The following is a 12,891-nucleotide window of genomic DNA, read 5'->3' on the forward strand; positions in this document are numbered from 1 at the left end:
GGGAGAGTCATGGTAAATCAACCTAGCCCCATCGAAAATAGTTCTGCCTTGTCACCGCCAAGACCTTATGTGGCTCAAGGTACTCATCCCATTGAGACCGGAAGATACTTGCTGCCGACGAACGAAATTATTCGTATGTATGATACCGTTGCCCAATGGATCACAAATCGTTCACCCGGCGGGATGATTTATGGCAGACCGAGACTCGGGAAATCAAGAGCCATTACGTATCTTTCATACGAACTTCCAAATGAATTCGGTAATCATCTCCCTATATTTACTATGAAATGTCGACAATACAAACAACCGAGTGAGAGTAGCTTCTTTGAAGATCTATTGAATGATGTGGGGCACGCTTTGCCCTTTAACGGAAAAGCAAATTTAAAAAGAGACCGACTATATCGATACTTTGTAGAAAAGGCTGAACGCTCAGCTCAAAAACGAATTATATTGTTCATCGATGACGCTCAACGACTCTTTGAAATTCAATATGGCTGGTTGATGGATATTTACAACGAACTTGATAGTGCCGGCATTAGCATGACAGTTATTTTGGTTGGACAGGAGGAACTTGTTCATCAACGTAGCGCATTTATTCAAGCCAAGAAAGCTCAGATAATAGGAAGATTTATGGTTCACGAATACAATTTTAAAGGAATAGTCGACGCTGATGATATGGCTGTTTGTTTGTCCGGTTACGACAATATTTCAGAATATCCCGAAAATAGCGGATGGTCCTTTACCCGTTACTTCTTTCCAGATGGGTTTGATCATAATGGATGTCGTCTTGAAAATTGTGCAAAGGATCTATTTAGCATATTTACAAATCTTCGCAAGGAACACGGACTTACAAGAGCAACCGAAATACCAATGCAATATTTAACGCTAACAGTTGAGAATGCACTTCGTCATTTTGGAGCTAATGGGGAGGATCTTCAATGGCTGAACAATGAGCAATGGAAATCCTCGATTACTGGCTCTGGTTACATTGAAGCCGAGACATACCACGAAGTGGTATGAGAAAACTTAAATGTGTTTTTCCTGAGTATAAAGAAATACAGAGGCAATTCACTTGGAATCCGGACTGGATCTCAGATTACGAATCACCTTGGGGAATTTTCGAAAAATTTAAGTACGCAAATTGCGTTACGGCGAAAGATATTCTGTTCCAATTCGGTAATGAGGAAGTATTAAGTAGAAGATCCATAAGTTACAGTCAACAGAATTGCAATCTCATTGATATGCCCCGATTGAACAATGAAAGTATTACAAACATCTTGAAATTAGACGTAAAAGCTAGAAATCAAGAGTTTATGGACCTGATGACATTTGTTCCGAGACATCGTCCTTATCAAGATTTTTTTCGCAAACAGCTGACATTCTGCTTAACGTGCATGAAGAACGGCTTTCACAACATATTAAACCAATTCTCGTTAATTCATGAATGTCCAATCCATGGAGAACCGTTGTCGGACCGCTGTCCGATATGCGACAAATCTTATCCGTATCGTCTCGGTGATGACGCGCTAACTGCACCGTTTCAATGTTTCTGTGGCCATCAATATTTAAGCCGCACTTGTAATTATTCAGAGTTATGGGAATCCAAACCTGTAATCAAATCAACCGAAGTGACAAATTGGATATCCATGTATTATAAACAAAAGATCAATTTTAATGATCTCATTTTGTCCAGTGAAATTTCGTTTCGCAATTTACAAGGCGGTATGGATTTTATTTTGCAGGCAGTCGATCCAAGTTATAAATCAATTCAACCCGAAAAACATTATGTGGTTAAGTCGCCGTCAAAAATCATGATTTATGGAAATTATTATAATGAATTCGAATCCATTCGAGAGTCCGGCAGCGACGAGAGATACCTCGGATTTATTGAAAAAATAAACGAACTCATTTATCAGAGCAATAGAAGCACCTTCTACGCGATTGCTAAACACTTTAGAGCTACAATCCTTCGGGATCATATCGCTTGTGTTAGAAAGTTAGAACTGTTTGATACCAAATGCCCTTATGCGTTTGCATATGTAAATTGGAAAAAATTTATCGAAGGACATGCACATACGCGACAGGTAGACAATAAATATCGACCTTCAAAACAACAAAGCAAATATGAAATGGAGTTCATTTCTAAACAAGATGATTCTGCATTATGGGATATTGTAACTAAATGGGAATACGGCAAGCTCTATTGGAAGTATAAACATCTTACTGCAACTACTTGGATTATTAATAGGGTTCTTGCTCATTTTACCCTTAATCATTTTTACAGATGGCTAGAATTTGCTAAAAATAAGGAATCGCTCGACATGGAGTACAATGATGTTCCATTTCGTTATGAGAACGTTCCATTTTTCTTGATTAAAGTACCAAGTGACAACCAAACGGAACTCGAGTTCCATTGGTGGGTTAAGGATCAATCTCAACGTAATCTTGATTTGAAATGCCCGTTCTAAAATGCGATTGAGGAAAGGGAGTAGTTTATGAATCCCATTTGTATCCGTGGTGCAAAGCTGCATAATTTAAAATCTCTTTCTTTAGATATTCCAAAGGGTAAGTTTGTCGTCATAACTGGTGTAAGTGGTTCGGGTAAGTCGACATTGGCGTTTGATCTCCTATATCAGGAAGGTAGGCGCAGGTACGATCGTGCAGTCGGTTCATCTCATTTATCGGAAACGGACTGTTTCGACGAAATAACGGGTTTAGTGCCTACCGTAGCAGTAGAACAGAGAATTATTCGGCAGTCTAATCCTCGAAGTCTAGTAGGAACACGTACTCGATTACTCAGTCTTATGCAAATTGTGTTTTCCATGGCAGGAAGTTATCGCTGTATTTGCGGTGGTGAGACTGATGAGCAAAGGCTCTGTCATGATTGTGGCCTAACGGTAGAACCGTTACCAGCGGAGCATTTTAATTTTAATTCCCCTTTTGGAATGTGTTTGAGATGTTTCGGTGCAGGACAAGTATCTAGCTTAACGATAGAACAAGCAATGAGCGATCGGAATTTCGATAAATGGTCTGTTTTACGCGGCACACCCGGCAAGATGAAAGATGGAGTGAAACGACTTGCGAAGGCTTACGATTTCGATCCAAACGGATCTTATTTCAACCTGTCTGATAAAGCCCAAGTCGCATATCTAAATGGAGATTTATCTGTAGGATACGAGGGCTTAATGCCTTTTTTACATAGAATCAGCATTGGGGCAGAGGGGACCGGTTCCTCTGTTTGTCCTTCCTGTCACGGCTCTAGAATTGGGCGAGAAGCCCAAAACGTGACCATTAGAGGATTACATATAAGTGCGCTAGCAGAGAAAACATTAAAGGAACAGGCGTATTTCTGGGACGATATATCCGAAAGTATACTCGATCTAGAACCTTCTCTCCAAGGCGTTCTAAAGCGAATTCAGATGCAGATCAATCATCTATGTGGTGTAGGACTTTCTCATCTCTCACTGTACCGGCGAATGCCGACTTTAAGCGGCGGTGAAATGCAGAGATTATTCCTCGCTGCACATCTCGAATCGGAACTGGAAGGACTTATTTATGTCTTCGATGAACCTACCGTCGGTTTACATGAGAATGAAAAACAACTGCTGATCAAGAGGTTGAAAGAATTACAAACTCAAGGAAACAGTGTCATAGTAGTTGAACATGATCTTGGCGTTATTAGTTCTGCTGACTGGATTATTGAGATTGGACCTGGCGCTGGAGAGGAAGGTGGAAGCATTGTCTATCAAGGGAATTACAAAAGCTATATGAATTGTGTGGATTCCCTAATCGCCCCATTTCTTAGTCGTGCAGACAAAGTGACGCGCGAAGGATTTCACAGAGCACGACAAGCTTTTTCTTTTACAGATGCTGTGCCAAGGCTGAAGCTTAAACACGCCACAACCAATAATTTAAAAGATATTGATGTATCCATTCCTCTAGGTATTATGGTTGGGGTAGCCGGAGTTTCAGGTAGCGGTAAAAGCTCACTTATTTCCTCAACGCTTGTTCCTTTGCTGGCTAAATCTTATGGCTCTGTTATCGCTGATGTTGATCAGGAAATAGATGCGGAAGATGAACAAGTGATCACAATAGAATCAAAGTCGACTGTTCTTGAAGGCTCTAGTTTGTTGAACGGGGTATCATTCATCACTCAATCGTCTATCGGGCGATCAAAGACATCTACACCTGCCAGTTATATTGGTATTTGGGAAAAAATTCGAACACTATTCGCAAATCAGAATAAAGCCAAGGGATTGGGGCTAACCTCTGGGGATTTTTCTTTTAATTCAACTGGCGCTTGCTCTGAATGTCGTGGAGAAGGGACGATCAAGAAAGAAACACGAGGATTTACTTTTGAATGGCCGTGCCATGCTTGCAATGGAACTCGCTATTGTCCAGAAGTGCTAGATATCACAGTTAATGGAAAAAACATTGCAGATACACTAAAAATGTCTGTAACGGAGGCTGCGGATTTTTTTGGTAATGAGTCTGGTATATCTGAACCACTTAGGTTACTGGAAAAGGTAGGAATGGGATATTTGAAGTTAGGCCAGTCATCTACGACCATTAGCGGTGGAGAAGCTCAACGGATTAAATTGGCTAAGGAGCTAGGGCGCAGCCGTACTGGTGGAATACTATATATTTTTGATGAACCAACAACTGGACTAAGTTGTGTGGACGTAGAGCGACTTATGGAAGTGCTGAGAAGCCTTGTTGATCTAGGAAATACGGTGCTGGTTGTTGAACACGACTTGTCAGTTTTATTGGAATGTGATTGGCTCATTGAAATGGGACCGGGTGGTGGAAACGCAGGTGGATTAGTAATTGCGGAAGGTTCTCCTGAAACACTTGCATTACTACCGAATTCTATTATCGGTTCCTATTTTAGAGGGGGTAGCATTAATGTCGTGGACGATCTTGACTCCTGAAGAAGGAGCAATCGATGCTTCGCAATTGGCACTTGCGGATCGCGAGATATTCGTTAAATTCCCTAATGTCTTGAGTATGTTAATCGTGCGAGACGGATCTATTGTGTATGAGCGATATTATCGGAATAACGGACCGGATGATGCGTTTCCGGTTATGTCGGTTAATAAAAGCATCTTATCCGCATTAATTGGAATCGCACTTAATAAAGGAATATTATCCAGCCTTGATCAATCTGTGTTGGACTTTTTTCCGGAAATGGATACACATGATGTCGATCCTAACGTACAAAAATTGAATCTGAGGCATTTGCTTACCATGAGTTCAGGCTTCTATTATCCACGATTAGCTGGAGACTCTCAGCCGATATGGCAGCGAACAATACTTAGTCGCAATTGGATTGAATTTAGCCTGAGGTTACCTGTACGGGATGGTATGGGGTTGCAAGTTAACTACAAAAATACAGATGCTCTATTACTAGCAGCTTGTTTGAGCCGAGCTACCGAAACTACAATAGGAGAATTGGCAGAGGAGTGGTTATTCAAACCTCTTGAATTAAACATTCAGCACTGGGAAGCAGAAGATCCTCAAAGGCTTGGCATTGGAGCATTAAGAATGACTGCACGAGATATGGCGACAATTGGCCAGCTTTATTTGCAGAGGGGAGCATGGGGAGAGCAGCAGCTCATTCCCCAAGAATGGATATCAGCATCCACATGTCCTCAACTGGACAATTACGGCTTCTTGTGGTGGATTGACAAGGACGGCTTTTCTGCATCCGGCGCTGGCGGTTCATTAATTAGAGTAATCCCTGAACAGCAGATTGTAGTCGTATTTCAAACTAAACATCTCAAGCGCTTTAAGGATCCACGAGATATTGTAGATCGCTACGTACTGAAAGCGGTATATTAGTTAACAGGAAATTATTTACCATTTGAAAGGACTGCTGATTTGTGTATAGAATTCTTATTGATACTTGTGTTTGGCTTGATCTCGCGAAGGATTACCATCAACAGACGATATTGGCTGCTCTTGAAGACCTAATTGATCAGGGACTTATAGAATTAATTCTCCCAAAAAATGTAGTTGATGAATTTGCTCGAAATAAAGATCGTGTTATAGAGCAGAGCACCCGTAGTCTATCCAGTACTTTAAAACGTGTTAAAGAAGTTGTGGAAAAGTTTGGCGATCCACAACAAAAAAGTAGTGTAATAACACAGCTTAATGATGTTGATCATCGTCTTCCTATTCTGGGAGAGGCTGCAGTAGAAACAATTGACCGAATTGAAAAATTGTTTGAAAGATCTACAACTATTGAAATTTCAGATTCTGTGAAGCTCCGGGCAGCGGAAAGAGCTATCGACAAACTCGCTCCCTTTCACAGACAACGCAATGGAATAGACGATGCGATTCTTATTGAGGTTTACACGGATATTATTAGAGAAGACGAAGCATCTGATAATCGCTTTGCCTTTATCTCGCATAACACTAATGACTTTAGCCACCCAAATGCGAGTAAAAAATTACCTCACCCTGATATTGAATTATGTTTCTCACTAACAAAATCGTATTATTTTATTACTCTTAGTGAAGCGCTTCAACACATCGAACCAGAACATTTTGATGACTTAATGATTGAACATAATTGGACAGAGGAACCAAGAAGGCTGAAGGAGATCATCGAAGCTATTGATGAGCTTGTTACAAAGGTTTGGTATAACCGTCATCAGGTGCTTCGAGAAAAGATTGAGGAAGGTACTACTCAAATTGTCGAGAAAGAGACCTTTCCCATAAAAGATCATGCTACTCGACCAATTCAACGTAATGTATGGGAGAGTGCACTCAGGGCGGCGGCTAAGGTCGAAGAAAGAATTGGCTTAGAACACCTTGGTCCCTGGGATGACTTTGAGTGGGGAATGATTAACGGCAAGCTTTCTGCATTACGTTGGGTACTTGGGGATGATTGGGATATGTTGGATACATAAATTCGGGCGTATAGATGGTCATGCGCGGTGGTTCAACTGGAATATTTATTTTGAGAACAGATGGATTATCCTAATAATGCTATAGGCAAAGAAATGAGAGGCCATACGAACACGGCATCAGCGGACTCGAGAACTCCTATAATCACACCGCTAATTCTTTTTGAAAGGTTATTGATATAATAGAAAGGTGGGAGATTTTTGATAGAAACAAAACGTCTTATAATTAGAGAAATGGTGCAGTCCGATTATGATGCATTGTGCGGAATATTGTGTGATGAGGAAGTAATGCGTGCTGCTTATGAAAGTGCATTCAACTTAGAAGAAGCACAAAATTGGCTTAACAGACATCTTAAAAGATATGAAGAGTATGGTTTTGGACTTTGGGCTGTTGTATTAAAAGAAACAAACGAAATGATTGGTCAATGTGGCTTGACAATGCAAGGCTGGAGAGAAAAAGAAATTTTGGAAATAGGATTTTTGTTTCAAAAAGCGTATTGGCACAAAGGTTACGCAACAGAAGCGGCAATTGCTTGCAAGGAATACGCTTTCTCTGTTCTTAATGCAAATAGGGTTTATTCTATTATTAGGGACACAAATATAGCCTCTCAAAAAGTTGCTGTTCGAAACGGTATGAATATTATTGATAAAGATACTAAGAATTTTAGGAATATAGATATGGAATTTTTTCTGTATTCTGTAGAGCGAACAAAATGAGCATAATACAAAGTAAAAAACAATTGATAATGTAATATGCCTTTAAATGCTATTATGAAATTCAAATTGGGTGAAGTAGTGAAGTAAGCAATCGAATAATGCATGACACAATAATCCCGCAATCAAATTCTTGATTGCGGGATTATTGTGTCAATAAAACTACTGGGGGTATTATTGATTCAGCATTGCGGGTAAGTTTGTGTCATTGGACAAATGATGAAGAAAAAAGTTACTAGGCATTAAATCTATTTATAGACATATGTATAAAATACGGGTTTTGTGTATATGTACATGGGAAAACACAGATCGCTAAATACCTTTGCTTTTTCGTGTCATCATTATTCTGTACTGCCCTTTATAAGTTTTCTTCAAATGAACACATTACAAAAAAACTAAGCGACCTCTCCCCGGTAGATTACCGAGAAGCGATCGCCACTTAACAAACTCTTTTTATTACAGTCTACTTTTTATTTCTTATTTTTCGAACTGGGGAAATAACCCAGTACACCATACCAACGAACAGACCTCCGCCAACAATATTGCCTAAAGTAACCGGGATCATATTATGCAACCATCCAGCAATTGATATTGTTTCTGGGTGATTCGGTAGTAAAGTAGCAATACTTAATAGCGTCATATTAGCCACGCTATGCTCATAACCACTCGCAATAAAGGCAAATAGACACCACCAGATGAGGATTAATTTAGCGACTTCCTCCTTGGCCCGAATGGACATCCAAATAGCTAGACATACTAACCAGTTACAAAGAATACCTCGAAAAAACAGTTCCATTACGGGTAGATGCATCTTTTTAGCTGCTGCCATAAAGAGAAGGTGTTCAGCAGGTATACCCTTGAACAGCCCCGAACCTAGAACCAATAAGCAAAGAACCAAAGCCCCTAGTAAATTACCTATAAATACGATGCTCCAGTTCTTAACCGTATCCTTCACGGTTGTTCTACCTGCTAATGAACTCATCATAAAAAACATATTATTACCTGTAAATAGCTCTGAACCTGCAAATATGACTAAGGTGAGTGCGATTCCAAAAGATCCCCCCATAACGAGGGATTGAAAAGGTGACTTGATTGCGGCTAATGGGGCACCTAATGTGTAAATTAGGATAATCCCAAATCCCACATAGGCACCCGCTAATGCAGCAGCAATTGTATAGCGAAGTACACTTTCGTTCATCTTTTCTTTTTTCTTAACCGCCGACTCTACTATGGACTCTACACTTTCTGTATACAAGCGGTCTACCTCCCATAAAAGCCAATTTGAATATCGTCGTTCTTCACAATAACAGGATATGTCGCGACTTGCCCTGTATCTGGTGCTTGCACTGCTCCACTCGTTAGATCAATCTTCCAGTCATGTAAGGGGTCATAGATATAATGTCCAGATACGATCGCTTCGGCCAAAGGCCCTCCCTTAGGGTGCGGCGACTTATTCGCCAAAGCGTATACATTCCCATCCGAAGTACGAAATATAGCAATCTCCTGACCTTCAATGATCACAACGCGACCCACTTGTACTAAACACTCTTCAATCGAACCTATAGAATAATAATTAGTTGTCATTTCCATTTGAACTCTCCCCCTTTCCTTTCAACATACTAATGGATTATTCCACTGAAATTGCAGAAATGTTATCCTCAAACAGAGCTGTTCGTGTTTTGTCATCATTAAGCATCTTTCTCCATGGTTCTTCCACCTGTTGTAGTGCAATTTCAATTCGATTAACGAGTTCTTTACGGTTATCTAGATTATCCAATATTGCAGACTGAATCTGTTCAAGGCTTATCCGTTCTACCCATTCCGAAGTTCTCTCCAAATATTTGCCGGTTTCACGATAATACTGCATAATTGCTCCACAAATCTCTATCAATTCTTCATCACTTTTAACCTTACAGAAGCTATCAGCAATACGAGACTTAATCCCTCCATTACCTCCAATAAAGATTTCCCATCCTCCATCATTTCCGACGATACCGATATCCTTGGTACATGCTTCTGCACAGTTCCGCGGACAACCATTCACAGCATATTTAAATTTGGCAGGTAAATCGAGACGCTCAAATTTACGTTCTAATAGTTCTCCCATAGACATGGAATCTTGTGTGCCGAATCGACAGAATTGGGAACCTACACATGTTTTGACCGTACGCAGCGATTTAGCATAAGCATAACCTGAAGGCATATCAAGTTCTTCCCATACTTTAGGTAAGTCTTTCTTCTTGACTCCAATCAGAGCCAGCCTTTGTCCACCTGTCACTTTAATGACCTTAACATCATATTTCAAGGAAACATCAGCGATTGTCTTGAGATCTTCCGGTGTCGTAACGCCACCATACATCCGTGGAACAACAGTGTACGTCCCGTCTTTTTGAATATTTGCGTTCATTCGTTCGTTAACAAACCGTGATTCTTTCTCGTCTTCATAACTCTCTGGATAAATCATACCCAAGTAGTAGTTGATTGCTGGTCGGCATTTAGAGCAGCCCTCCGCGTTGCTCCACCCAAGAACATTCATAACTTCACGTGTCGTTGTCAAACCTTTCGCCTTAATCTCTGCTACTACTTCATCCCTATCGAGCGAAGTACAACTACAAATCCCTTTTTTCGAAGCGGTCTTGAAGCCATCCCCAAGGACATACTGCAGTATTTGCTCAACAACTGGTTTACATCCTCCACACGAACGGGTTGCGCCAGTACAAGCTTTAATTTCATCTACGCTCGTTAAACCCTGATCCGTAATAACATCGACAATTGTTTTCTTAGTTACCCCATTACATCCACAAACGATCTCATCATCGGACATTGTTTCTACAGAGGCTTTTTTCTTAGCTCCATCACCGCAGCATCCTGTACCCATGACTGTATTATAAATATCATCAGTCATCTCGGATTGCTGCCTAATCAACTTTTGCAGATTAGAAGACTCTGTTACATCTCCGAATAAGACAGCTCCGACAATGACATTGTCATGAAGAAGAATTTTCTTATAGGTTCGTTTCCACTCATCTTTAGCAGCAATCACGGTGTGCTCCGGTCCTTCAACAAACTCACCTGCTGAGAATACGTCGACACCAGAAATTTTAAGTTTTGTTGCAACAATAGAACCTTCATATGGTAAAGTGTCTACTCCGCAAATATGCTTAGCCAATACATGTCCTTGTTCAAATAATGGGGCTACGAGCCCGTAACATACTCCCCGATGTTGCGTACACTCACCGACAGAATATACACCCTCAAATGAAGTACGCATATAATCATCTACAACAATACCTCTTTCTACTTCCATACCACTTGCCTTGGCAAGCGCTATGTTTGGTTTAATACCCACCGCCATCACAACAAGCTCCGAATCTAATATACTACCGTCGCTGAAACGTAATCCACTTACCCTCTCCCCTCCAATAAGTTCAGAGGTTTGTTTTCTCATCGCGAATTTAATACCTTGACGTTCCAATTCCGCTTGTAACATTGACGAGGCGGTATGATCCAGTTGACGTTCCATAATATCTTCCATCAAATGGACCACTGTTACATCCATGCCCAAATTCACGAGTCCTTTAGCAGCTTCTAACCCTAACAGTCCACCACCAATGATCGCAGCCTTATTATATTTCTGAGCAGCAGCAATCATTTGGTTACAGTCGCTAATATCTCTAAAACCTACTACGCCTTCTTTGTCGCTACCAGGTATCGGTAGAATAAATGGGTTAGATCCTGTAGCAATAATGATCTTATCGTAACATTCCGTATTACCCTTGTCCGTAGTCACTTGCTTATTTTCCGCATCAATATGTGTCACCGTCGTTGTCGTATGCAGCGTAATTCGATTGTCTTTATACCAGTTCCAGTCGTTCAAGACAATATCATCGACCGTCTTGCTACCTTCTAGAACATAAGAGAGCAAAATACGATTATAGTTAGGATGTGGTTCACTACCAAATACCGTAATATTAAATGAATCACTTAGTTTCAGAATTTGTTCAACTGTACTTATCCCAGCCATACCATTACCAATCACTATTAGTTTCTCTTTTTTTTGTTCATGCATGTTAGAATGCCTCCTTCTGCTACCTTGCTTTGTAAAATAAGTGTAGCATTTTAGAACATTTTCATTTGTGATGAATATCACAATGTTTTTGAACAGTTGGAGGAAGATGATGTATTCAGTCTAGACTTGCATGCAATAAACGCGTGGAAAGCACTGATTTGTTGTATGCCACCCGGCATCTTATCTCAAGACAACAATAGGGGCACAAACACGTAGTGGTGTTTGTGCCCCTATTGTCCAGAGGAACGTTAAATTACAAGTAAAAGATATGAAAACTGCCACTAGTTGCTGCTGTCCCAGCTCAATGAATCAGAACACGTTTGGATCCTCGATTGCCCAAAAACGATTTCCATACGGATCAAAAAACATCATGTCCTTGCCACCTCCGCCTCCAGGAACAATCTCACCGACCTTTACTCCGCTATTGATTAGATCCACTCGTAGTTGTTCAATGTTTTCAGTTAATAACTGGACAGAATAATGCGGATTGGAAATGATATTCCCTGTATACCAAATACAATTCTCATCTTCATCTTCTGCACCAAAAAGAAGAATACGTTGACCAGAGGGTAACTTCAGACTTGCAATTCCACTTTTCTAAACCAGCTCAAATCCGAGAACACGCCCATACCATTCAATCGCTTTTTCATATTCTTCAAAGTTTCCTGAATGCGTGACTGGGATTCCGAGTATAATTTCTTTTATTCCGGTTGACATCTTACCCCCCCTTTATGTAAAGCGAACAGTGTATTGATTTACACTTGAATAACACTGATCATATTTCCATTAATATCAGTGAGGTCAAAACGTTTAGGCTCGCCATTCCTTAATTCTGAAACCATTACTCCATTTTTCTTGAGTCTAGCCCTCACTTCTTCTAAATCCTTTACAACAAAATTAAATGGGGTGTATGTAATAATTGGTTTGAAGTCTGAAATTTGAACTAAATGAAATCCGCAGTTAGGTGCTATTGCTAAACCAGCCATTCTTTCGTTGCTCCAACGCAGCCCGAAACCAAATATAGTTTGATACCAAGCCAACGACTCTTGAAGATTCTTTACAGGTAGAAAGACTGCGTCAATACGATCAACAAACTGCTGAACAACTTGTTCACTCATTGAAAAACCTCCATTTTATTGAATTTTTAGTTCTAATACCCATCTTAAAGTACGTCTGTTCGCATGTAAACCTACTTTT

11 protein-coding genes are annotated in these 12,891 nt (G+C 40.3%); 6 read left to right on the plus strand and 5 right to left on the minus strand.

Annotation, left to right across the window (positions count from 1 at the left end; genetic code table 11):
- Positions 1 to 9: 9 nt before the first annotated feature.
- The 6 genes from EKN16_RS07875 to EKN16_RS07900 all read left to right on the plus strand — a co-directional run bounded on the left by EKN16_RS07875 (position 10) and on the right by EKN16_RS07900 (position 7,628).
- Positions 10 to 1,020 (plus strand): ATP-binding protein, encoded by a 1,011-nt coding sequence (locus EKN16_RS07875; RefSeq protein WP_125655191.1) that lies wholly within the window; start codon positions 10 to 12, stop codon positions 1,018 to 1,020.
- The gene (locus EKN16_RS07880; RefSeq protein WP_183530794.1) at positions 1,017 to 2,468 is read left to right on the plus strand and encodes a hypothetical protein; all 1,452 of its coding nucleotides are present in this window, start codon (positions 1,017 to 1,019) and stop codon (positions 2,466 to 2,468) included. Before EKN16_RS07875 ends, EKN16_RS07880 begins: the two co-directional genes overlap by 4 nt.
- Before the next feature lie 27 nt (positions 2,469 to 2,495).
- Positions 2,496 to 4,931 (plus strand): excinuclease ABC subunit UvrA, encoded by a 2,436-nt coding sequence (locus tag EKN16_RS07885; protein ID WP_125655194.1) that lies wholly within the window; start codon positions 2,496 to 2,498, stop codon positions 4,929 to 4,931.
- Positions 4,906 to 5,841: a serine hydrolase domain-containing protein gene (locus EKN16_RS07890; protein ID WP_125655196.1), complete on the plus strand. Its 936-nt coding sequence runs from the start codon at positions 4,906 to 4,908 to the stop codon at positions 5,839 to 5,841. The genes EKN16_RS07885 and EKN16_RS07890 overlap by 26 nt, the downstream gene beginning before the upstream one ends.
- Before the next feature lie 41 nt (positions 5,842 to 5,882).
- The gene (locus EKN16_RS07895) at positions 5,883 to 6,914 is read left to right on the plus strand and encodes a PIN domain-containing protein (protein WP_125655198.1); all 1,032 of its coding nucleotides are present in this window, start codon (positions 5,883 to 5,885) and stop codon (positions 6,912 to 6,914) included.
- A gap of 198 nt (positions 6,915 to 7,112) precedes the next feature.
- Positions 7,113 to 7,628 (plus strand): GNAT family N-acetyltransferase, encoded by a 516-nt coding sequence (locus tag EKN16_RS07900; protein ID WP_082596080.1) that lies wholly within the window; start codon positions 7,113 to 7,115, stop codon positions 7,626 to 7,628.
- Positions 7,629 to 8,088: 460 nt separating this feature from the next.
- Here the strand turns inward: EKN16_RS07900 and EKN16_RS07905 are convergent, their stop codons facing one another.
- The 5 genes from EKN16_RS07905 to EKN16_RS07920 form a co-directional block, all read right to left on the minus strand.
- Positions 8,089 to 8,880 carry a formate/nitrite transporter family protein gene (locus tag EKN16_RS07905; RefSeq protein ID WP_125655200.1) on the minus strand — a complete coding sequence of 264 codons (792 nt, stop codon included), beginning with the start codon at positions 8,878 to 8,880 and terminating at the stop codon, positions 8,089 to 8,091.
- A 5-nt stretch (positions 8,881 to 8,885) separates the two neighbouring features.
- The gene (gene nirD, locus EKN16_RS07910) at positions 8,886 to 9,215 is read right to left on the minus strand and encodes a nitrite reductase small subunit NirD (protein ID WP_125655202.1); all 330 of its coding nucleotides are present in this window, start codon (positions 9,213 to 9,215) and stop codon (positions 8,886 to 8,888) included.
- Positions 9,216 to 9,252: 37 nt separating this feature from the next.
- Positions 9,253 to 11,694, minus strand: coding sequence for a nitrite reductase large subunit NirB (gene nirB / locus EKN16_RS07915; protein WP_125655204.1), 2,442 nt, complete (start codon positions 11,692 to 11,694; stop codon positions 9,253 to 9,255).
- Between the two features lie 309 nt (positions 11,695 to 12,003).
- Positions 12,004 to 12,132, minus strand: a complete 129-nt coding sequence (locus EKN16_RS33450; RefSeq protein ID WP_260182950.1) for a hypothetical protein — start codon at positions 12,130 to 12,132, stop codon at positions 12,004 to 12,006.
- A gap of 317 nt (positions 12,133 to 12,449) precedes the next feature.
- Positions 12,450 to 12,812 carry a VOC family protein gene (locus tag EKN16_RS07920; protein WP_125655206.1) on the minus strand — a complete coding sequence of 121 codons (363 nt, stop codon included), beginning with the start codon at positions 12,810 to 12,812 and terminating at the stop codon, positions 12,450 to 12,452.
- Positions 12,813 to 12,891: the final 79 nt, after the last annotated feature.

The sequence above is a fragment of the Paenibacillus baekrokdamisoli genome (genome assembly GCF_003945345.1).
Classification (GTDB): Bacteria; Bacillota; Bacilli; order Paenibacillales; family Paenibacillaceae; genus Paenibacillus_Z; species Paenibacillus_Z baekrokdamisoli.